21 protein-coding genes and 1 tRNA gene are annotated in these 22010 nt (G+C 69.2%); 2 read left to right on the top strand and 20 right to left on the bottom strand.

Annotated elements, in window-relative coordinates; translation table 11 throughout:
• Positions 1-60 precede the first annotated feature (60 nt).
• Positions 61-810 carry a dienelactone hydrolase family protein gene (locus tag IBJ06_RS07970; protein WP_292158987.1) on the top strand — a complete coding sequence of 250 codons (750 nt, stop codon included), beginning with the start codon at positions 61-63 and terminating at the stop codon, positions 808-810.
• Here IBJ06_RS07970 and IBJ06_RS07965 read toward each other — a convergent pair.
• The 14 genes from IBJ06_RS07965 to rimP form a co-directional block, all read right to left on the bottom strand.
• Positions 807-1256 (bottom strand): OsmC family protein, encoded by a 450-nt coding sequence (locus IBJ06_RS07965; protein ID WP_292158985.1) that lies wholly within the window; start codon positions 1254-1256, stop codon positions 807-809. The genes IBJ06_RS07970 and IBJ06_RS07965 overlap by 4 nt on opposite strands.
• Before the next feature lies 1 nt (position 1257).
• A complete protein-coding gene (trpS, locus tag IBJ06_RS07960) occupies positions 1258-2292 on the bottom strand; it encodes a tryptophan--tRNA ligase (RefSeq protein WP_292158984.1) in 1035 nt (344 codons plus the stop codon).
• A gap of 45 nt (positions 2293-2337) precedes the next feature.
• Positions 2338-4005, bottom strand: a complete 1668-nt coding sequence (gene murJ, locus IBJ06_RS07955; protein WP_365812282.1) for a murein biosynthesis integral membrane protein MurJ — start codon at positions 4003-4005, stop codon at positions 2338-2340.
• Positions 4006-4550: 545 nt separating this feature from the next.
• On the bottom strand, positions 4551-6785 hold the full coding sequence (gene pnp, locus IBJ06_RS07950) for a polyribonucleotide nucleotidyltransferase (protein ID WP_292158983.1): 2235 nt from the start codon (positions 6783-6785) through the stop codon (positions 4551-4553).
• A 219-nt stretch (positions 6786-7004) separates the two neighbouring features.
• Complete coding sequence (gene rpsO / locus IBJ06_RS07945; RefSeq protein WP_292158982.1) at positions 7005-7274, bottom strand: 30S ribosomal protein S15; 270 nt, start codon at positions 7272-7274, stop codon at positions 7005-7007.
• Positions 7275-7352: 78 nt separating this feature from the next.
• The gene (gene truB / locus IBJ06_RS07940) at positions 7353-8282 is read right to left on the bottom strand and encodes a tRNA pseudouridine(55) synthase TruB (RefSeq protein WP_292158981.1); all 930 of its coding nucleotides are present in this window, start codon (positions 8280-8282) and stop codon (positions 7353-7355) included.
• A gap of 142 nt (positions 8283-8424) precedes the next feature.
• Entirely contained in the window at positions 8425-8865 is a 441-nt protein-coding gene (gene rbfA, locus IBJ06_RS07935; RefSeq protein WP_292158980.1) for a 30S ribosome-binding factor RbfA, read from the bottom strand.
• A 59-nt stretch (positions 8866-8924) separates the two neighbouring features.
• Positions 8925-9608, bottom strand: coding sequence for a DUF2459 domain-containing protein (locus tag IBJ06_RS07930; RefSeq protein ID WP_292158978.1), 684 nt, complete (start codon positions 9606-9608; stop codon positions 8925-8927).
• A 23-nt stretch (positions 9609-9631) separates the two neighbouring features.
• Positions 9632-10168, bottom strand: a complete 537-nt coding sequence (locus tag IBJ06_RS07925; RefSeq protein ID WP_292158976.1) for a hypothetical protein — start codon at positions 10166-10168, stop codon at positions 9632-9634.
• Between the two features lie 71 nt (positions 10169-10239).
• Complete coding sequence (locus IBJ06_RS07920; RefSeq protein ID WP_292158974.1) at positions 10240-10755, bottom strand: hypothetical protein; 516 nt, start codon at positions 10753-10755, stop codon at positions 10240-10242.
• Between the two features lie 36 nt (positions 10756-10791).
• Positions 10792-13728, bottom strand: a complete 2937-nt coding sequence (gene infB, locus IBJ06_RS07915; protein ID WP_292158972.1) for a translation initiation factor IF-2 — start codon at positions 13726-13728, stop codon at positions 10792-10794.
• Positions 13729-13808: 80 nt separating this feature from the next.
• Entirely contained in the window at positions 13809-14525 is a 717-nt protein-coding gene (locus IBJ06_RS07910) for an RNA-binding protein (protein WP_292158970.1), read from the bottom strand.
• Positions 14526-14543: 18 nt separating this feature from the next.
• Entirely contained in the window at positions 14544-16298 is a 1755-nt protein-coding gene (nusA, locus tag IBJ06_RS07905) for a transcription termination factor NusA (RefSeq protein WP_292158968.1), read from the bottom strand.
• A gap of 3 nt (positions 16299-16301) precedes the next feature.
• A complete protein-coding gene (gene rimP, locus IBJ06_RS07900; protein WP_292158966.1) occupies positions 16302-16859 on the bottom strand; it encodes a ribosome maturation factor RimP in 558 nt (185 codons plus the stop codon).
• A 179-nt stretch (positions 16860-17038) separates the two neighbouring features.
• Here rimP and IBJ06_RS07895 point away from each other — a divergent pair, with 179 nt between their 5' ends.
• The gene (locus tag IBJ06_RS07895) at positions 17039-17557 is read left to right on the top strand and encodes a protein-tyrosine phosphatase family protein (RefSeq protein WP_292158964.1); all 519 of its coding nucleotides are present in this window, start codon (positions 17039-17041) and stop codon (positions 17555-17557) included.
• Here the strand turns inward: IBJ06_RS07895 and trmB are convergent.
• The 6 genes from trmB to hemC form a co-directional block, all read right to left on the bottom strand.
• Positions 17515-18222, bottom strand: a complete 708-nt coding sequence (gene trmB / locus IBJ06_RS07890; RefSeq protein ID WP_292158962.1) for a tRNA (guanosine(46)-N7)-methyltransferase TrmB — start codon at positions 18220-18222, stop codon at positions 17515-17517. The two genes, IBJ06_RS07895 and trmB, sit on opposite strands and share 43 nt — an antisense overlap.
• Positions 18223-18368: 146 nt before the next feature.
• Positions 18369-19559: a methionine adenosyltransferase gene (gene metK, locus IBJ06_RS07885; RefSeq protein ID WP_292158961.1), complete on the bottom strand. Its 1191-nt coding sequence runs from the start codon at positions 19557-19559 to the stop codon at positions 18369-18371.
• A 60-nt stretch (positions 19560-19619) separates the two neighbouring features.
• Positions 19620-20183: a biotin transporter BioY gene (locus IBJ06_RS07880; RefSeq protein ID WP_292158959.1), complete on the bottom strand. Its 564-nt coding sequence runs from the start codon at positions 20181-20183 to the stop codon at positions 19620-19622.
• Between the two features lie 9 nt (positions 20184-20192).
• Positions 20193-20268, bottom strand: a tRNA-Thr gene (locus tag IBJ06_RS07875).
• Between the two features lie 41 nt (positions 20269-20309).
• Positions 20310-20990 carry a uroporphyrinogen-III synthase gene (locus IBJ06_RS07870; RefSeq protein ID WP_292158958.1) on the bottom strand — a complete coding sequence of 227 codons (681 nt, stop codon included), beginning with the start codon at positions 20988-20990 and terminating at the stop codon, positions 20310-20312.
• Between the two features lie 4 nt (positions 20991-20994).
• Positions 20995-21939 (bottom strand): hydroxymethylbilane synthase, encoded by a 945-nt coding sequence (gene hemC, locus IBJ06_RS07865; RefSeq protein WP_292158957.1) that lies wholly within the window; start codon positions 21937-21939, stop codon positions 20995-20997.
• Positions 21940-22010: the final 71 nt, after the last annotated feature.

Genomic DNA, 22010 nt, shown 5'->3' with positions numbered 1-22010 from the left:
CGAGGGGCGCTAACGCTCGCAACGCGGTTGCTCGCGGCTTGAGGGCGACAGGGGGTGAACATGGACACGCTTGCGGAACGCTGGGCCCGGCTGGAGCCGCATGTGACGGCGGTCGGGCCGGACGACGGCCGGCCGCGTCCGGCGGTTTTGCTGTTCCATGGGTGCGGCGGGATTCGGGACCATCTGCCCCTCTATGCCGAAGCGGCGAAGGCGGCGGGCTGGCGGGCGTACATCATTGATTCCTTCGCGCCGAGGGGGTGGAGCCGCGCCTTCGCCATGGCCACGGTCTGCACCGGGCTGCATTTCCGCGGGCACGCCCGGGGTGGGGATGTGCTGGCCACGATCGACGGCCTGTCCCGCCGGCCCGAGGTCGATGCCGATCGCCTGTGCCTGGCCGGATGGAGCCACGGCGGCTGGGGGATCATGGAGGCCATGAGCGCCGACCCCCGGCCCGGGGCGCTGGGTCTCGCCGACCCCGCCGCCTGCGACCTCGCGGGGGTGAAGGGGGCCTGGCTGGCCTATCCCTACGTCGGCCTTCTGGCGGCCAACCGGATGAAGCCCTGGCGGCACTGTCCCCGGACCATCGGCGTGATCGCCCGCACCGACCACCTGACCACGGTCCGCAATGCCGAACGGGTCCATGCCATGGTCCGAAACTGTGGCGTCGAGGTCGAGACCTGGATCGCCGAGGGCACGCATTCCTTCGATGAGCCGATGAGCGCCCCGCCCATGCGCCACGACCCCGAGCTGACTCGCGAGGCGATCCAGCGCTTCACCGCCCTGCTGACGGATCTGGCGCCGGCGCTCTAGACCGGCTCGACGACCACCTCGCCCCGGATGGAATTGGCGAGATAGCAGGCCTCGTGCGCCCGGTGGTGCAGGTCGTCCAGCACCCCGGCCGGGGGAGTCTCGCCGCCCCAGCGGATGTCGGGGCGCAGGGTCACGCGCGTGATCGACACCTTGCCCCGGTCGTCCCGGCCCATCTCGGCCACGGCCGCGTCCGTATAGCGGTCAACCGTCAGGCCGGCCTTGGCCGCAAAGGCCAGAAAGAACAGCATATGGCAGGCGGAAACGGCCGCCACCAGCGCCTCTTCCGGATCGACGGCCGACGGGTCAGAGCCCGGCACCGGCGGCGCGGACGAGCCGCGCACCACGGCACCCCCGTCGAACCGCCACGCGTGGCCCCGGGAATAGACCCCGTCGGTGAACGATTGATCGCCCCTCGACCAGTCGACGGTTGCGGTATGGGTGCTCATCCTAGGCCCTCCAGAAGCCCACGATCCGCTTGACCTCATCGACCACGGGGTCGGCGACGGCGGCGGCGCGTTCGGCACCGTCAGCCAGCACGCGGTCGATCTCGGCCGGGTCGGCCATCAGGCGGCGCATCTCGGTCGTGACCGGGGCCATGGCGGCGACCGCCACCTCGGCCAGTTTCGGCTTGAAGGCGCCAAAGCCCTGCCCGGCGAACTCGGCCAGCACGGCCTCCTTCGTCTGGTCCGACAGGGCGGCATACAGGGTGACGAGGTTCTTCGCCTCGGGCCGGCCTTCCAGCCCCTCCATCGTATCGGGCAGGGGCTCGGGGTCGGTCTTGGCCTTTCGCACCTTGGCGGCGATGATGTCGGCATCGTCGGTCAGATTGATGCGCGACAGGTCGGACGGGTCCGACTTGGACATCTTGGCCTGACCGTCCCTGAGACTCATCACGCGCGGGGCCGGGCCCTGGATGACCGGGTCGGGGATCGGGAAGAAGCCCGGCACGCCAAAGTCATTGTTGAACTTCTGGGCGATATCGCGGGTCAGCTCGAGGTGCTGCTTCTGGTCTTCGCCGGTCGGGACCTCGGTGGCCTTGTAGACCAGGATGTCGGCGGCCTGCAGCACCGGATAGGTATAGAGGCCGACCGAGGCGCGTTCCTTGTGCTTGCCCGACTTCTCCTTGAACTGGGTCATGCGGTCCAGCCAGCCGAGGCGGGCGACGCAGTTGAACACCCAGGCCAGCTCCGCATGGGCGCGCACGGCCGACTGGGGGAAGATCACCGAGCGCGCCGGATCGAGGCCCGAGGCCAGATAGGCGGCGGCGATCTCGCGCGTCTGGGCGGCCAGCTTTTCGGGTTCCTGCCAGACGGTGATGGCGTGCAGGTCGGCGACGAACAGGAAACAGGGGGCGCCCGCCTCCTGCAGCTGGGTGAAGCGTTTGAGCGCGCCCAGATAGTTGCCGAGGTGCAAGGCACCCGAGGCCTGGATGCCGGAAAGGATGCGGCGCGGACCGGAATAGACGGGAGGCGTATCAGTCATGGTCAGGGCCATGCCCCAGCAGGGGCGGGAGGGCAAGAGCGGGCATCAGGCCCTGGCTCCATTGCCGCGCTGGACCAGCGCCTTCAGCTCGGAAATGCGCACCGCCCGGGTGGCGAGGGCGAGGACGGCATAGGCCAGGCCGCCGAGGGCGGTGACCAGCAGGACCGAGAGCTCCTTGGCGCCGTGGTCAAGACCGAGACCCGACAGGGCCTGTCCGACCGACGGCTCATAATACGGCCGCCCCCAGGTGGCGACGGCGACCAGCGCGCCCATACCGGCGGCGGCGAAGGCGATGCGGATCAGGCGCGAGACCAGCGCCGGGCCGGGCCGGTAATGGTCGCGCCGCCACAGCGTGAGCCCCAGCAGGCCGGCATTCGACCAGGCGGCGGCACTGACGGCGGCGGCGATGCCGGGCACGCCCATGCCCGAATAGAACAGCCCCACGGCCACCACGGCATTGACGGCCACCGACACCAGGGCAAATCGCATCGGCGAGCGGGTGTCGCCGCGCGCGAAGAAGGCCGGGGCGAGGATGCGGATCAGCACAAAGGCCGGCACGCCCCAGCCGAACTGGAACAGGGCCTCGGCCGTGGCGCGGGCGTCGACGTCGAGGAAGGCGCCGCGCGTGAACAGGGCGTCGATCAGGAAATAGGGCATGCCCATCAGGGCGGCGGCGGCGGGCAGGGTCAGGGCCATGGACAGCAGCACGGCCTGATCCATCGAGGCCTTCTGCCGCTCATGGTCGTTGGAGGCCACGGCCGCCGACAGGCGCGGCAGAAGGGCGATGCCGATCGCCACCCCCACCAGACCCAGCGGCAGCTGGTACAGCCGGTCCGCAGTCGCCAGCCAGCTGCGGCCGCCCTCGACGAAACTGGCCAGATTGCCCGAGATGAAGACATTCACCTGGGTGGCCGAATTGCCGATGGCGGCGGGGATGGCGGTGATGATGATGGCCTTGACCGCTGGCGTCAGGCGCGGGATCGCCAGGCGGATGTTGGCCCCGGCCCGGCGCACCGCCCACCAGCACAGGCCGGCCTGGGCCACGCCCGCCGCCAGCACCGCCCAGGACGCCGCATAGGCCGCGCCGACCTGTCCGCCCGTCGCCGGAATGACGGCGGCCAGCATGATCAGGTTCAGCAGGATCGGGTAGGCGCCCGAGACGATGAACCGGCCCCGCGCGTTCAGAACGCCGGACAGCAGGGCGGCGACCGCCATGCACGGCAGATAGGGCATGGTGATCTGGGTCAGGACCACGGCCAGCTTGAACCGCGCCGGATCGTTCAGGAATCCGACGTTGATGACCGTCATGATCCACGGCATGGCCAGCTGGGCGATGATCGTCAGGACCACGGTGACCATGGCGACCATGGCCAGGGCCTGCGTCGCAACCCGGTCGGCGGCCTCGGGGCCCTCGGTCTCGAGCGTGCGGGCATAGGCGGGTACGAAGGCCGCGGCGAACGCCCCCTCGGCAAAGATGCGCCGGAACAGGTTTGGGAAGCTGAGGGCGGTATTATAGGCGTCGGCGGCAGGTCCGGCCGAGGCGCCAAGCGCGGCCGAGATGACCACATCGCGCGCGAATCCCGCGCCGCGACTGATCAGGGTCAGGCCGCTAAAAATGGCCGAGGACCGCACCATGCCGCCTTCACGCCGGGTGGGCGGGGCGGAGGTGGCCGTCGCCTCGGGCGTCGGAACGGTCTCGGGGGGCAGGCTCACCGGCGGGCTCGGATCAGGACAGGAAGACCATCAGCCATAGGCCGATTTCAGATGCGTTGCACTCATCGAAAACACCGTCTGAATAGTCTGAATCCATTCCTCCCCCTTGGGGGAGGGGGACCATCCGAAGGATGGTGGAGGGGGCTCAAGTCAGCAGACATCGGGATGCCTTCGTCGGCAGGCGGCCTGCCCCCACCACCCCGGCGCTGCGCGCCGCGGTCCCCCTCCCCCGACGGGGGAGGAATTAAACACCGTCTGAACCGTCTGAACCGTCTGAACCGTCTGGAATGGCTACGCCTCCCTCGGCGGCGGCATTGGCAACCGGACAGTATGGGGTCTGCGGTGGCCAGGGCGGGCAGAACGGTGCGGGAATCTGCGGGGTGTTGAAACGGCGAGGGAATTCGGCTCGGGCCATCGTGATCGACGGCCCGAGCCCAGCAGTATCGGCCCTTCTCCCCTTGCGGGAGAAGGATGTTCGTCCTTGGCCCCACGAAAAAGGCCCCGGCGTTTCCGACGGGGCCTTTTCCTCAATCGTTGATCAGCGATCAGTCGCGGCGACGGCCGCGGCTGCGGTCGCGATCACCGCCGCCTTCCCGCTTGGGACGGCCGCCCGTGTCGTCCGACAGCGGCGGCTCGCCGCGTTCGGCGCGTTCGGCGTTGATCTTGTCGGTGATGTCCTCACCGGTTTCCTGATCGACGACCTTCATGCTGAGCTTGGTCTTGCCGCGATCGTCGAAGCCCAGGAATTTGACCTTGACCTCCTGGCCTTCCGACAGGACGTCGGCCGGGTTGGCGACGCGCTCCAGCGAGATCTGCGACACGTGGACCAGACCGTCCTTGGCACCGAAGAAGTTCACGAAAGCGCCGAAGTCGACGACCTTCACGACCTTGCCGGAATAGATCATGCCGGGCTCGGGCTCGGAGGTGATCGATTTGATCCACTCCTTGGCGGCGTCGATCTTGTCCTGTTCCGAGGCGGCGATCTTGACGGTGCCGTCGTCCTCGATGTTGACCTTGGCGCCGGTCTTCTCGACGATTTCGCGGATGATCTTGCCGCCGGTGCCGATCACGTCGCGGATCTTGTCGACCGGAATCTTGATCTGCTCGATCTTGGGCGCGAACTCGCCCAGCTCGGTGCGGGCCCCGTCGATGGCCTTGTCCATTTCATCGAGGATGTGCAGACGGCCGGCCGACGCCTGGGCGATGGCCTTCTTCATGATCTCCTCGGTGATGCCGGCGACCTTGATGTCCATCTGCAGGCTGGTGATGCCGTCACGGGTGCCGGCCACCTTGAAGTCCATGTCGCCGAGGTGGTCCTCGTCGCCCAGGATGTCGGACAGGATGGCGAACTCGCCCGAGGGCTCCAGGATCAGGCCCATGGCAATGCCCGAGACCGGCTTCTTGAGCGGCACACCGGCATCCATCAGGGCCAGCGACGAACCGCAGACCGTGGCCATGGAGGACGAGCCGTTCGACTCGGTGATCTCCGACACCAGACGGATGGTGTAGGGGAACTCCTCCGATGACGGCAGCATCGGGCGAATGGCGCGCCAGGCCAGCTTGCCGTGGCCGATCTCGCGACGGCCGGCGCCGCCCATGCGGCCCGTTTCCCCGACCGAATAGGGGGGGAAGTTGTAGTGCAGGAGGAACTTCTCCTTATAGGTCCCGGTCAGGGCGTCGATGTACTGTTCGTCCTCGCCGGTGCCGAGGGTGGCGACGACGATGGCCTGGGTTTCACCGCGGGTGAACAGGGCCGAACCGTGGGTGCGCGGGAAGACGCCGACCTCCGAAACGATCGGACGGACCTTGTCGAGGGCGCGACCGTCGACGCGGTGGCCGTTCTCGATGATGTCGCGACGCAGGACCTCGGCCTCGCATTCCTTGAAGGCGGCGGCGAATTTGGCCGGCTCGACGCCGTCCGGGTTCTCGTCGGTCTTGACCAGGGCTTCGGCGGCCTTCTTCTTGGCCACGTCGACGCCGGTGCGGCGCTCATACTTGCCGGCATGGGCATAGGCGGCCTTGATGTCCTCGCCGACCAGACCCTTGATCGAGGCGACCACGTCCGAGTGATCCTCGGGCTGGAAGTCGAACGGCTCCTTGGCGGCGTGCTCGGCCAGGTCGATGATGGCATCGATGACCGGCTGCATGCCCTTGTGGGCGAACATCAGGGCATCGAGGAAGGTGTCTTCCGACAGCTCCTTCGCTTCGGACTCGACCATCATCAGGGCGTCCTGGGTGCCGGCGACCACCAGATCCAGATCCGAGTCGGGCATCTGGTCGAGGGTCGGGTTCAGGACCAGCTCGCCGTTGACATAGCCGACGCGGGCCGCGGCGATCGGGCCCATGAAGGGCACGCCGGAGATCGTCAGGGCGGCCGAGGCCGCGACCATGCCGACCACGTCCGGATCATTCTCCAGATCGTGCTGCAGGACGGTGACGATCACCTGGGTCTCGTTCTTGAAACCCTTGACGAACAGGGGGCGGATCGGGCGGTCGATCAGGCGGGAAACCAGGGTTTCCTTTTCGGTCGGGCGGCCTTCACGCTTGAAATAGCCGCCGGGGATGCGACCCGAGGCAAAGGTCTTTTCCTGATAATTGACCGTCAGGGGGAAGAAATCGAGGCCGGGCTTGGGCGCGCGGCCATAGACGACGGTGGCCAGCACCACGGTCTCGCCATAGGTGGCCAGAACCGCGCCGTCCGCCTGACGGGCGATGCGGCCCGTTTCCAGCGTCAGCGGGCGACCGGCCCACTCGATGGTCTTGCGTTTGATATCGAACATATTTTCTCTTTCGTATCCCATGGCCGGATTGCCGATGGGGGCGGACAGTCAGGGCTATTCTCAGTCCTTCGGGCCCAGGAACCCGGATACGCCGTCGCATCCGGGCGGGGGTGGAAGAGGACCGGCGTGGCCCTCGCGTCGTGGAGGCGTCTGCCTCCGGTCCGCCGATGGCGGATAAGAGAAAGGGCCCGTCTCGCGGGCCCTTCCCGTCACCTGGCCCTAGCGGCGCAGGCCCAGTTTTTCGATGAGGGCGGCATAGCGGCCTTCGTCGACTTTCTTGAGGTGGTCCAGAAGGCCCCGGCGTTGCGACACCAGCTTGAGCAGGCCGCGACGGCTGTGGTTGTCCTTCTTGTGGGTCTTGAAGTGCTCGGTCAGGTTGGCGATCCGTTCGGTCAGGATGGCCACCTGCACCTCGGCGGAACCGGTGTCGCCGGCGCCGCGCGCATTCTCGGTGATGACTTCAGCCTTGCGTTGAGGCGTAATCGACATCGTTTAACTCCATAAAGTGGCCCTGACGCTCGCCACGCGGTGGCTCGCTGCTTGAGGGCCGTCCCTGGCTTTTTGGCGTCAGGACAGGTTGAAAACGCGGTCGGGTTCAAGCCGACCGGCCCGCATCTGACAAAGGGCGACCAGGGTTCCGTCCTCGAAGGCCGAAACGGTCCGCGAGCCGGGCAAAAGCCGGGCCTTCAGGGTTTCGATCTGTCGGGGAAGCAGAAGGATCGGCCGTCCCTGCCGAAGCGAGAAGGCATCCGTCGCGGTCACGGCCAGATCCGGGATGTCGTCCAGAGCGGTCGCGACCGGAAGAAGACCTTCCGAGGCGGCGCCCCTATGCACCATTTCCCGCAGAATATCCAGTGTGACCGCATTATCGGTCGAAAACGGCCCCACCCGCTCGCGCCGGAGCGCCGTCACATGCCCCTCGGCGCCCAGCATGACCGCCAGATCGCGCGCCAGCGAGCGGATATAGACGCCCTTGCCGGTCCGCACCCGGATCTCGACGCTGTCCGTGTCCGAGGCGGTGATCGCGGCCTCATGGATGGTCACGGGCCGGGCTTTCAGCTCGAAGGCCTCGCCCTCGCGGGCCAGGTCATAGGCGCGCTGGCCGTCGACCTTGATGGCGGAAAACCGCGGCGGCACCTGCTCGATCTCACCTACGAAGGTCGGCAGGGCGGCCTCGACCGCCTCCCGCGGGGGGCGGGCGTCCGAGCGGGCGATCTCCGTGCCTTCGGCGTCGACGCTGTCGGTCGAGACGCCCCAGGTGATGGTGAAGCGATAGACCTTTTCGGCGTCCATCATGAACGGCACCGTCTTGGTCGCTTCGCCCAGGGCAATCGGCAGGATGCCGGTGGCCAGAGGATCCAGCGTGCCAGCATGGCCCGCTTTCTGCGCATCGAACAGGCGCCGCACGATCGACACGGCCTCGGTCGAGCCCAGCGCCAGCGGCTTGTCGAGGCAGACCCAGCCGTTGACGGCCTGACCGCGCTTGCGGCGGGCCATCAGCGGATCCTCCCCACTCGCATAGCGAAGGGGGGAGGGGGACCAGCGAAGCTGGTGGAGGGGGCGAAATCAAGCGGTGCGCCGGCCGTCGCCCCCTCCACCCCTTCGGGGTCCCCCTCCCCCGCAAAGCGGCGGGGGAGGATCATTCTTCGTCCCCGTCGTCCTGCAGGTCGGCCTGAACGCGCGGGTCGGCCAGCAGGGCGTCCATGCGGGCCGCGACCTCAAAACTCTCGTCGTGGCGGAAGCGCAGGTCGGGGGTGAACTTCATGTCGATGCGGCGTCCCAGCACGCCTCGCAGGAATTTGGCGTGGGCGTTCAGGGCCTTGACGATCTCGCTTTCATGGCCGGCGACGGGGGCGGTCTCGATTCCGGCGCCCAGCGGCTCGACGAAACAGGTGGCGTGCTTGAGGTCGGGCGACAGGCGCACCTCGGTCACCGTTACCGAGACGCCGGACAGGGCCTCGTCGTGGATGTCTTCCTCGCGCAGGATGTCGACCAGGGCGTGGCGGACCAGTTCGGCGGCGCGCAGCTGGCGCTGGCTGGGGCCGTGGCCGGCCGTGTCGCTGTGTTTGCGTCGGCTCATGGCGGTTTTTCTCGCTCTATGGCGGCCGGCGAGGGGGCCGGCGCACAAGGGGGCGCGGTTTAGTCGCCCGCGCCCAACCTGTCCAGCGGCACGGCGGAGCGGGCATCGGCCAGCACGGCTCCGGCCACGACCGTCCGCCCGGGATGGACGGTCAGGCCTGCGGCCGCCAGCACCTCGGCCGTCCAGCGATTGCACATCCGCCCGATCCAGAAAGTCTCTGCCGAGGCATAGAAGCGGGTGCGCCCGTCCGGCCCCGTGGCGCTGAGCCGGGGCGCACCCCCCGGCAGGTCCAGCGATGCCTCGATCCGGGCGGCCAGGGCCTCAAAGGCGTCGGGCGACAGGGTCAGTTTCACCTGGCGCTCTGGATCGCGCACCGGGGTCAGTCGATCAACCGGGCTGAGCATGACGACCGAGGGATTGCCGGGCGCGAACAGGGCCCGGACCCCGTCGGGCAGGCGCGCGGTGACCGGGCTCTGATCGACGTAGAAGCGGGCATCGCCCCAGCCGATGCGTACGGCCTCGCCCGGGCCGAGGCCTGCGACCAGTTCGGCCAGTGGCCCGCCCCGCGCGATCAGGGGCGCGCGGTCCATGACCAGATCGGTGTGAAAGCCGTTGCTGTCGATCCGCACCGGCACGGCGTCAGACCCGCCGCGCGGCAGGTCCGGTCCGGACACGGACCAGCTGATCAACCCCAGGATCGCCCCGGCCAGTCCGGCCATCAGGATGCGGATCGCCCCGCTCATGTCCGTCTCCGCACTGCCGGTCGTCAGGGAATATCGAAGGCCAGATCGGCGCAAGCCCGGGCATCACCTTCGGGCCGGTCGGCGAAGGCCATCAGGCGCAGGGTCCGCCCCTGACCCGCCAGCGCCAGATAGCGGGGCGCGTCAGGGGCGCACAGGGGCCGGCCCCGCTCGGCGGGGATCATGTCGACGATCTCGCGCAGCTCAACCTGTTGCCCGGGTGTGAGGCCCGCCGAGGCAAAGGGCGGCTCCGATCCCGAAGCGATGCGGTGGGGCCGCGTCCGCAGGGCCCCCAGTCCGGAAATCTCCAGCCGGGCCCCGTCGGCCAGCAGCGCGGGCCAGGGCGAGGCCTCGCCCGAGGCGGCGAACGCGCCGCGCAGCGCATGATCCGCCGCCCGGGTCGGCACGGAAGAGGCCGCCGGCGTCGAGGGGGACACGCGGGCCCATATGTCGGTCAATTCGGCGCGGACACGGGTGACCGTCTGTTCCGCGCCGCGTTCGTCAAAGGCCGACAGCAGCAGGACCAGACCCAGCACCCCGAGCAGGTCGAAAAGGCGTCTCATGCGGCGCTCGGGCGGGACGGATCGGGACACATGGATCGACGCTAACAGCCATCCATGACGGTTCGAAAGCCTTATCGCGCCGAGGGGGAGGTTTCGTCAGGCTGGGGCACGGCGCCCTCGGGTAGGGTCCACTCGCCGCGATAGGAATAGCTGAGCGTCACACAGTGGCGATAGGCGCCGTCGGCCCAGCGACCTACGGCGTGCAGGGTTATGGGATCGCCCTGGCGGATGCGCCCGGTCAGCAGCCAGGCGTCGTCGGCACCGGGACACAGCGCCCGGACCAGACCCCGACCGTCGCCCTCCTTGACGATGCCATAGATGTCATTGGCGCGAATGCCGGCCGGCAGGGCCGCGCGGGTGGCGGCGGGACCGCCCCGGCGGATTTCGGCCGAGCCGCGTGCGGTGGTCGAGAACAGGCGCTGGACACTGACGGCACCAAAGAAATTCCGCCGGATTTCGATGGTGATGCCGCGCGTCAGGGCCTGGGTGACGCGGTCGGCCGCGTCATAGGCCCAGAAGCGGGTTTCGGCCGCCGCCGGGCCGGCCATGAGGGCGAGCAACAGAAGGCCTGTGGCAAGACGTTTCATGACCGGTCTCCGGTGGGGGGTGATGATCAGGCGCGTCTACAGTTCGCGCTTGATCTCCTCGACGGTGAAGCACTCGATGAGGTCGCCTTCCTTGATGTCCTGGAAGCCCTGGAACTGCATGCCGCATTCCTGGCCCGAGGGCACTTCATTGACCTCATCCTTGAAGCGCTTGAGCGTGTTGAGCGTGCCCAGTTCCAGCACGACGATGTCGTCGCGCACGATCCGGACGCGGGCACCCTTGCGGACCACGCCCTCGCTGACCCGGCAGCCGGCGATCTTGCCGACCTTCGAGATGTCGAACACCTGCAGCACCTTGGCATTGCCCAGCCAGGTCTCGCGCTGGATCGGCGCCAGCATGCCCGACAGCACGCCCTTCATGTCGTCGAGCAGGTCGTAGATGATCGAATAGTAGCGGATCTCCACCCCTTCCCGATCGGCCAGCTCGCGCGCCTGCTTCGAGGCCCGGACGTTGAAGCCCAGGATGGGGGCCCCCGCCGTCTTGGCCAGGTTGACGTCGCTTTCGGTGATGCCGCCGGCACCCTGGAAGACGACCCGGGCGCGGACCTCGTCATTGCCCATGGCCTGCAGCGATCCGGCGATGGCCTCGCTCGAGCCCTGCACATCGGCCTTGATGACCACGGGCAGTTCCGAGATCTTCTTCGAGCCCAGCTTGGCCATCATGTCGGCCAGCGACACGGGGTTGGCGGCGGTCGCCTTTTCACGCTGCTTGCGCTCGCGGAAGTCGGTCAGCTCGCGGGCGCGGGCCTCGGTCTCGACCACGGCGAACACCTCACCGGGCGAGGGCGGCTCGTCCAGGCCCAGAATCTCGACCGGAACCGAGGGTCCGGCCTCTTCCAGCTGGGCGTTGCGTTCGTCCAGCAGGGCACGAACCTTGCCCCAGGCGGAGCCGGCCACGACGATGTCGCCACGACGCAGGGTGCCGCGCTTGACCAGCACGGTGCCCACGGGGCCGCGGCCCTTGTCCAGCTTGGATTCGATCACCACACCCTCGGCCGAGCGGTCGGGGTTGGCGCGCAGGTCCATGACCTCGGCCTGCACCAGAATGGCCTCGATCAGGGCGTCGAGATTGGTGCGTTCCTTGGCCGAGACCTCGATCATCTGGGTGTCGCCACCCAGGGTTTCGGCGATCACCTCGTGCTGCAGCAGCTCGTTGATGACCTTCTGCGGATTGGCCCCGGGCTTGTCGATCTTGTTGATCGCCACGATCAGGGGAGCGTCGGCCGCCCTGGCGTGCTGGATGGCCTCGATCGTCTGGGGCATGACGCCGTCGTCCGCCGCCACCACCAGGATGACGATGTCGGTGACATTGGCGCCGCGCGCCCGCATGGCCGAGAAGGCCGCGTGGCCGGGCGTGTCCAGGAAGGTGATGCGCTGGTCATCCTTCAGGCGCACCTGATAGGCACCGATGTGCTGGGTGATGCCGCCGGCCTCTCCGGTCGCCACATCAGTGGTGCGCAGGGCATCCAGCAGGCTGGTCTTGCCGTGGTCGACGTGACCCATGACGGCGACGACGGGGAAGCGCGGCGTGGTGGCGTCGGCGTCGTCCGCCTCGGCCAGGAAGCCTTCCTCGACGTCGGACTCGGATACGCGCTTGACCGTCATGCCGTATTCGTCGGCCACCAGTTCGGCGGTGTCGGAATCGATCACGTCGTTGATCTTCATCATCATGCCCTGACGCATCAGGAATTTGACGATGTCCACGCCGCGCACGGCCATCCGGTTGGCCAGATCGCCGACGGTGATGACGTCCGGAATGACCACTTCACGCGGACGGTTCGGCACTTCCGAGGTGCCGCCCTTGCGCTTTTCCTTCTCGCGTTCGCGGGCCCGGCGCACCGAGGCCAGCGAGCGCATCCGTTCGGCGGCGTCCTCGTCACCCCCGGCCAGGGCCTGGATGGTCAGACGGCCTTCGCGGCGCTTGGGCTCGCCGCGCGTGCGGCTGATGGCCTTGCCCGGACCGGCATCCGAGAAACGGCGATCCCGATCATCCTCGGGACGACCGGCGCGCCCGGCAAAACCACCGGCGGAACGGGCGGGACGCGAAACTTCGGGCGTGGCCGGGGCAGCGGCGGGCGCGCCGCGACCGGCGGGTGCTCCCCGACCGCCGGGCGCTCCACCCGGCGCGGGGCGCGGGGCATTGGCGGAATAGCGCACCGGCTCGCTGGGCACGCGGGGGCGACCGGCGGCACCGCCGGGCGGTCCGCTGAGCGCGACCTCGCGCGCCGACCGCCCCCCAAAGGCGGGGCGTTCGGGGGGCGCGCGGCGCGGCTGGCCGGGCTTGGGCACGCGCTGGCCGAAATTGACGGCGGGCCGCGCCGGACGGGCCGGGGCCTCGGGCGCGGAAGGGGTCGTCGGGGCGGGCGCGGGCTTTTCGGCGATCGGCTCGGCCCTGGGGGCCTCGGTCTTGGCCGGCGCGGCCGGCCTGGGTGCGGTCGCGCCCAGCTTGGCGGCTTCGGCCCGGGCGGCTTCGGCCGCGGCCCTCGCGGCGGCGGCTTCGCTCTGGGCGGTTTCGGCCAGCTTGCGCGTGGCTTCCTCGCGCTTGGCGCGCTCGGCGGCGGCGGCCTTTTCGCGGGCGGCGCGCTCGGCCTGGGCGGCCTCGATGGCGCGGCGGCGGGCTTCCTGTTCCTCGGAGGACAGGCCGCCGGCATCCGTCGGGCGCGGCGCGGGGGCCTCGGCACGCGGCGGCGCGGGCCGGCGTCCGGCGACGTCAAAGCCCTGGGTGCGCGGCTGCACCGGCGCTCCGGCACGGCGCTTGGTCTCAACCACGACCGTCTTGGTGCGGCCGTGGCTGAAGCTCTGGCGGACCGTGCCGGTCGAGACGGAGCCCGTCGCGCGCGGCTTCAGGCTCAGCGGCGCGCGCGGTCCCGTCTGCGGGGTCGCGGCACCCGTGCCCGTGGCGCTGGAGGTCTCGGTCTTCTTGCCGTCCTGGGTCTTGTCGTTCTCGTCGGTCATCCGGTCGCTTCGTCTGGACGCCGGGACAATCCCGACGCCACGTATCAAACACAAAAGGGCGAGCGCGCCCCGCCTCCCCTTCAGGAGTCGGAACCCCGCCCGTCCACAGCCTGCCCGGGCCCGCCAAGGAGCCCATCGTCACAAGGGTCGTTCGGTCCGTCCCCGGAGGTGTGGCCGGGCCCGGCCCGATCCCACTCCCGCGGATGAAGCGGACGAAAACCCGCCAATCTGTTGACCTCAAGGGTCCAGCGATCCGCGCGTCCGCCTGCAAGCAGCACGCTGTGTATCGCATTTTCCAGCCCCAGGGCCAAACTCAATTCTTCCGCCCCGAATGCGCCGCACAGGCCGACGGGTCGGGCGGCGTGCCGCATGAGGGCCATCAGGCGCTGGCGCCCGTCGCGCGCGCCGTCCGCGGCCTCGATCAGCCAGGCGGCCCGACCGCCCTTGATCGCGGCCGCTGATTTCTCGAAGCCGGAGATAAGCACGCCTTCGCGGCGGGCAAGCCCCAGCTGCTCCAGACAGCGACGGACCAGCAGGCTTTCGACCTGATCGGCCAGATCGGGGGCGGCCTGGACCGGGGCCTTCGCGGCTCGCGAAAACAGACCCCTGGCAGCCGCCGTGACCGAGGCGCGGTCGGCGGCGACCCACAGGCCCCGACCCGGCAGTTTGCGCGCCAGATCGGGCACGACCTGACCGTCCGGGGCCACGACGAAGCGGATCAGGGCAGACTCGTCCATGACCTGGCGCGTGACCAGATCGCGGCGTTCCCGTTCAGCCTGTGCTTCGGCGAGCCCCATGGACGGTCCGGTCTCCCATCACGCGTCGCGGTCGTCGAGGTCGGCGTCGACGGTGTCGAGGGTCTCGCCCTCGACATCCTCTACCGTTTCATCGTCGCCGCTCTGGCCCGAGAAGACGGCGTCGGCGTCATAGGAATCCTCGCCTTCCTCCGCCTCATATTCGGGCTCGGGCTCCGGCTGCGGCAGTTCCGAGGCGTCGATCCAGCCGGCAGCCACGCGGGCCTGCAGGATCAGCAGTTCGGCATCTTCCTGGGCCAGGTTGAAGCTCTCCAGCACGCCGGGCACCTTGACCCGCTCGCCGTTCTTCATCTCATAGCCGCCGCGGATTTCGTCGGTGGCCAGATCGGCCAGGTCCTCGACCGTCTTCACGCCGGCCTCGCCGAGGGCCACCGCCATCTGCAGGGTCACGCCCGGAACCTCCAGCACGCCGTCCTCGACGCCCAGGTCCTTGCGCTTCGCGTCCAGCTCGGCGGCCTGACGGTCCAGGAAGTCACGGGCGCGGGCCTGCAGCTCCTCGGCGGTTTCCTCGTCGAAGCCCTCGATGTCCGAGATTTCATAGGGCTCGACAAAGGCCAGATCCTCGACCGTGGCAAAGCCTTCCGTGACCAGCAGCTGGGCGATCACCTCGTCCACGTCCAGCGCTTCCTGGAACAGGGTGGTGCGTTCGGCGAACTCGCGCTGGCGACGCTCGCTGTCCTGGGTCTCGGTGATGATGTCGATCTGCCAGCCGGTCAGCTGCGAGGCCAGGCGGACGTTCTGGCCGCGACGGCCGATGGCCAGCGACAGCTGTTCGTCGGGCACCACCACCTCGACGCGGTCGGCCTCTTCATCGAGCACGACCTTGGACACCTCGGCCGGGGCCAGGGCGTTAACGATGAAGGTGGGCTCGTCCGGGTTCCACTGGATGATGTCGATCTTCTCGCCCTGCAGCTCGGCCACCACCGCCTGCACCCGCGACCCGCGCATGCCGACGCAGGCCCCGACCGGGTCGATGGAGCTGTCGTTCGACACGACGGCCATCTTGGCGCGCGAGCCGGCATCGCGGGCGGCGGCGCGGATCTCGATCACGCCGTCATAGACCTCGGGCACTTCCTGGGCGAACAGCTTGGCCATGAAGCCGGGGTGGGCGCGCGACAGCATGACCTGCGGGCCCTTGGCCTCGGGCCGGACGTCATAGATGTACGTGCGGATGCGGTCGCCCACGTTGAACAGTTCGCGCGGGATCGAGTCGTTGCGGCGCATGATGCCCTCGCCCCGGCCCAGGTCGACAATGGTGTTGCCGTATTCGACGCGCTTGACCGTGCCGTTGACGATCTCGCCGACGCGGTCCTTGAACTCCTCGTACTGGTTGGCGCGCTCGGCCTCGCGGACCTTTCCGGTGACGACCTGACGGGCCATCTGGGTCTGGACGCGACCGAATTCGAACGGCGGCAGTTCCTCGACATATTCCTTGCCGACCACGGCGTCCGGATCGCGCTTCAGCGCATCGCGGAGACGGACCATGGCCGAGTCGTTGAACTCTTCCAGCTCGTCCTCGGGCTGCCAGTCGTCCTCGACGATGGTGACGTGGCGGGTCAGGGACAGTTCGCCCGTCTTGGGATCCAGGCTGGCCCGGATGTCGTGGTGAGCACCGTAACGCGACTTGGCACCCTTCTGGATGGCCTCCTCGATCGCCTCGATGACGATCTCGCGGTCGATGTTCTTCTCCTGCGCCACCGCATTGGCGATCTGGAGCAGTTCGAGACGGTTCGCGGAAACGCCGGTCACGGCCATGGGTCAGTCCTCGGAGTCGGTAGAATGGGTGTCGATGTCGGAAGCGGTACGGGCGGCGCGCCTTTCGGCCCCCGCCTTCATCAGGTCGTCGGTCAGGACCAGCTTGGCGTCGACCAGCCAGTCAAACGGGATCAGGGCGGTGTCCTCCTCGCCCTCGAGGTCGATGCAGACATGGCCTTCGTCGGTCCCCGCCAGGGTGCCCTTGAAGCGCTTGCGGCCCTCGATCATGCGATCGGTTTCCAGTCGCGCCTCATAGCCCTGGAACAGGTCGAAGTCAGACAGCCGGGTCAGCGGCCGGTCGATCCCGGGCGAGGAGACCTCCAGCCGATATTCGCCGGCGATCGGATCGGCGGCGTCGAAGACTTCCGAGATGGCGCGGCTCAGACGGGCGCACTCCTCAACCGAGATGTCGTTGTCCGAGGGGCGCTCGGCCATGACCTGCAGGCGACGACGCTGGGTACCCCCCATCAGCCGCACGCGCACCACCGCCAGGCCGAGAGTCTCGGCTATGGGGTCGATCATCTCGATCAGGGCGCGGTCTTCGGCGGTCCTGGCGCGCACGCGGGCTGTACTCCAACAAAAAAGCGGCCGACCGTCTCAGGGCCGCCGCTTGATCACGACGCCGTTTGACGCCGGTCCAACGATGTGGCCCGCCCTATAGCGCCCCCGGCGCGGCTTGTCAGCCCCCTTGCCGCGTATCGGGCTTTGCAAGCCCCGTTTCCTCGCCTAGAGGCCCTTCCATGGAGATTCACTGGATACCGCAGGACACGCGCGGCAGCCTCGGCGTGTCGCGCCGGCCGCCCGGCGGTGAGGCGATGGAGGCCGTGCTGGTGGCCCAGCTGGGCTATGTCGACCGGGTCGTGACCCTGCTGGAGGCGGACGAGGCCGAGCGGCTGGAGATCGCTGACGAGGCCCGGGTCTGCAAGGCGCACGGCGTCGCCTTCGACAATCTTCCGGTGCCGGACCACGACATCCCCCCCGACGTTGCGGCCTTCGATCGTCTGGTGAAGCGGCTGCGCAAGCGTCTGGAAGCGGGCGAGCGGATGGTCATTCACTGCAATGCCGGCCTGGGCCGGGCGCCGACGCTTGCCTGCTGCCTGCTGGTGGCCGGGGGCCTGCACCCGGATGAGGCGGTGCTCCGGGTCGGGGCCGCGCGCGGTCGCACCGTGCCCGAAATGGACAGTCAGTACGCCTTTATCCACGCCTTCGCCGAACGTCAGGCCGCGACAGCGTCCCGTCGGCGTTCGAAGAGCAAATAGACCGGCTCGGTATCGCCCAGCCGCTTTTCCTCGTAGCGGGTGCGGATGTGGTCGGGGGGCGCGATCCGCCAGTCGTCGGCGCTTTCGGCCATCCAGACCAGGCCGGGCGTTTCCAGAAACCGCGCCAGCGCCCAGTCGGCATAGGCCTTCCAGTCGGTGACAAAGCGCAGGCGGCCGCCCGGCTTCAGGATGCGGGCCAGCTCTGCGGCGACATCGGTCTGGACCAGACGCCGCTTGGCGTGGCGCGCCTTGGGCCAGGGGTCGGGGAACAGGATCAGCACATGGTCGACCGAGGCATCCGGCAGGGCGGCCAGCACCGCGCGGGCGTCATCGGCGTGAATGCGGACATTCTTCAGCCCGCCCTCCTCGATGTGACGCAGGGCCGAGCCGACGCCGTTCAGGAAGGGCTCGCAGCCGATCATCAGCGTGTCGGGGTGGCGCGCCGCCTGCCCCGCCAGATGCTCGCCGCCGCCAAAGCCGATCTCCAGCCACACCTGTCTCGCGCCGGGCATGAGCGCCTGCGGGTCCAGCGGGCCCTCGTCCGGGTCCGGCAGGGCGACCGCCGGCAGCAGGGTGTCGAACAGGGCCGCCTGGCGCGGCTTCAGCGCGCGCGATTTGATGCGGCCAAAGCTGCGGATCGGGCCGTAGGAGGAGGGGTCGGACATGGGTTTCGAGTGGCGAGTGGCGAGTGGCGAGGAAGGCGCTGCGGTTCCGAACCGGGGTACGGCTCAGCAGGCCTGCCAGCCATAGGGCGTCACCGGGTGGGTTGAAAGGGTCTCGCCACTCGTCACTCGCTACTCGCCGCTCTCTTTCAAGCCAGCGCCTTCAGCCGGTCGACCAGATCGGTCCTCTCCCAGCTGAAGCCGCCGTCGGCTTCTGGCTCGCGACCGAAATGGCCATAGGCAGCGGTGCGGGCATAGATGGGCTTGTTGAGGCCCAGATGCCTGCGGATGGCGCGCGGGGTGGCCCCGCCGATCAGCGCCGGCAGCTCGCGCTCCAGCACCTCTTCGGAAATCCGGCCCGTGCCGTGCAGGTCGACGTGAATCGACTGGGGCTCGGCCACGCCGATGGCATAGCTGAGCTGGATGGTGCAGCGGTCGGCCAGACCCGCAGCCACGACATTCTTGGCCAGATAGCGACAGGCATAGGCCGCCGAGCGGTCGACCTTGGTCGGATCCTTGCCGGAAAAGGCCCCGCCGCCGTGCGGGGCCGCCCCGCCATAGGTGTCGACGATGATCTTTCGCCCGGTCAGGCCCGAGTCGCCATCGGGACCGCCGATCTCGAAGACGCCGGTCGGATTGATGTGCCAGACCGTTTCAGGGGTGATGAAGCCCTCGGGCAGGATATCCTCGACCACGGGTTTCACCAGCGCCGTGACGTCGGCCTGGGACAAGCCCTTCGCGTGCTGGGTCGAGACCACGATCGAGGTGGCGCGCACCGGGCGGCCGTTCTCATAGAACAGGGTGACCTGGCTCTTGGCATCCGGCTCAAGTCGCTTTTCCCCGCCGTGGCGCAGCTCGGCCAGACGACGCAGGATGCGGTGGCTGTAGGCCAGGGTGGCCGGCATCAGCTCGGGTGTCTCATTCGAGGCATAGCCGAACATGATGCCCTGATCCCCCGCGCCCTCGTCCTTGGTCTCCGTGGCATCGACCCCGACGGCGATGTCGGCCGACTGGCCGTGCAGATAGTTGGAAAAGGTCAGCCTCTCCCAGTGGAAGCCGTCCTGCTCATAGCCGATGTCGCGCACGGCCGCGCGCACCACCTTTTCGATCTCGGCCTCGATCCCCGGGGCCCAGCCGCCGTTCTCCCAGATGCCCTTGCCGCGGATTTCCCCGGCCAGCACGACCCGGTTGGTGGTCGTCAGGGTCTCGCACGCCACGCGCGCCTCGGGGTCCTTCGACAGGAACAGGTCGACGATGGTGTCCGAGATGCGGTCCGAGACCTTGTCGGGGTGCCCCTCGGAAACGCTCTCCGAGGTGAAATGGAAGGAGGTACGGGACAAGGGCGAACTCCGCGCGGCCATGGACGCCAGGGATGGGCCGCCAGACATATAAAGATATGCTTATATGTTCAAGCGCTGTCGCAGGCACAGCAGGACCGGCGCCGCGACGGCGACGATCACCGACTTGACCGCCATGCCCCACAGGAAGGGCCAAACGCCCGCCGACAGGGCCCCTCCCGGGCCCAGCCGCAGGGCCAGCCCGGACCAGCCGAGCGCCAGAATGATGGCGTGGCCCGCCAGCGCCAGGCCGAGGGCGGTGACGATCTGTCGCCCCCATGGCCGGTCCATCAGATCACCGCTCAGGCCCCCCACGAGGCCAGCAGCCAGCACAAAGCCCGCCAGATAGCCGGCGGTCGGCCCCGTCAAGGCGGATAAGCCCGAGCCCCCGCCCGCGAACACCGGCAGCCCCACGGCCCCCGCAGCCAGATAAAGCAAACCCGCCGCCAGTCCCCGGCGCGGCCCCAGCGCCAGTCCCGCGGCCAGTACCGCCAGGGTCTGCAACGACTGCGGCACCGGCGACCCCGGCACCGCCATATCCACCCGCGCGCCCAGCGCGATCAGCCCGACGAAGGCCAGGGTGGCGACGAGGCCCGGAAGATGACGAACAAGGGGGGATGGGGTCATGGAAGGAAGTGGTGCCGCCTAGGTGACTCGAACACCTGACCCCCGCATTACGAATGCGATGCTCTACCGGCTGAGCTAAGGCGGCCCACATCGGCGGGCCTGACCGGCCCGGCGCGAGGGCGGTGTTTATACGGGGCCGGGCGGCTTGCCAAGCGTCTCCGGGCGAAGCGTGTCGAGAAGGGCGTCCTCGTCCGGCCGGTCGGCGATGCGAACCTCGGCAAAGCCCAGGGCCTGCAAGGGTTCGGCCACGGCTTCGGACAGGGCAAAGGCCCAGCGTCCCGGGGCCGAGGCGGCGTGGCGGCGGGCAAAGGCGGAGGCTGCGCGCGCCGAATGGAACAGGATGCCGTCGACGGGGGCGGGGGCCGCGATATCTGTCTCGACCGTCTCATAGACCGCACGCGGCATGACGCACACCTCAGGGCCGACGAGGGCGGCAAGGTCGGCGGCGGGCCGGGCCGGGCCGGGCACCAGAACGGGGCCTGGGGCCGCCTTCCGGATCAGGGCGGCGAGGGCGCGGGCATCGCCGGAGGCAGAGCGTACATCGGTGAAGCCGGCGGCCCGGGCGGCGTCCGCCGTGGCGTCGCCGACGCAGAACACCGGCAGGGGGCGGTGGGGGCTTAGCCCGGCCCAGACGGCCACGGCATTGCGACTGGTGAAGGCCAGCGCCGCGTGGGCGGGGACGGGGCTCTCACCCGCAAGGACGCGGACGGCCAGCAGCGGCGCGATAACCGGGTCATGACCCAGTGCCGCCAGCCGGTCTGCCGTATCGCGGGCGGCGGGCCGGGTGCGGGTGATCCACAGGCGCATGGCCCTAGTTCTCGAAGGGCTCGCCGTCGGCGAGGGCGCGGTTCTGGACGGTCTGGCCAAGGGCCTCGGCCGCCGCCTCGACGTCGGAGGAGAGCGGAATCCGGGCCATCTCGCGCCAGCGGCGGGTGCCGTCCGGGCGCAGGCGCTCGGCGATCAGCACCAGATCCTCGCCCTCCAGCCAGGCATGGGCACCGACGGCGGTGCGGCAGGAGCCCTCGAGCGCCCGCATGGCGGCCCGCTCGGCCATGATGGCCAGTGCCGTGGCAGGGTGGTTGAGCGCCGGGCCCCAATGCTCGAGGCCGGGCGCGCCCTCCTCGCGCGTCTGCAGCGCCAGGGCCCCCTGACCGGGCGCGGGGACGAAATCCTCGACCGGCAGCAGCGCGCGGATGCGGTCGCCCCGACCCAGCCGGTTGAGGCCCGAGGCCGCCAGCAGGATGGCCTCGAACTCGCCGTCGGCGACGCGCTTCAGCCGGGTGTCGACATTGCCCCGCAGCAGCTCGATGCGGAGGTCGGGGCGCAGGGCCAGCAGCTGCGCCTGACGTCTCAGGCTGGCGGTGCCGACGCGGGCCCCCTCGGGCAGGTCCAGGACGCTGTCGAACCGTTCGCTGACGAAGGCGTCGCGCGGGTCCTCCCGCACGGGAATGGCGGCCAGTTTCAGGCCGGGCGGCGGCTCGACCGGCACATCCTTGAGCGAATGAACCGCCAGATCGCAGCGCCCGTCGATCAGGGCAGCCTCAATCTCCTTGGTGAACAGGGCCTTGCCGCCGACCTCGAGCAGGCGCCGGTCCTGAATCCGGTCGCCGGTGGTGACGATGGGTACCAGCGGCAGGCGCGCGTCCATCTCGGCCGCCTCCACGCCCAGCGCCTCGGCCAGAGCGTCACGAACGTGACCGGTCTGGGTCATCGCCAGGGTCGAGCGGCGCGTGCCGATGCGGAGGGTGAGCGTCATGGTGGAATCGTCGCCGTTGCGTCGCGGGTTGCGGGCCGCTACCTCGACCCGGTGAACAGGATTGTGGCCAC

Source organism: Brevundimonas sp. (assembly GCF_016742135.1).
GTDB lineage: Bacteria > Pseudomonadota > Alphaproteobacteria > Caulobacterales > Caulobacteraceae > Brevundimonas.
Note: the sequence above shows the minus strand (reverse complement) of the source record. Positions and strands in the feature narration are given on the sequence as shown.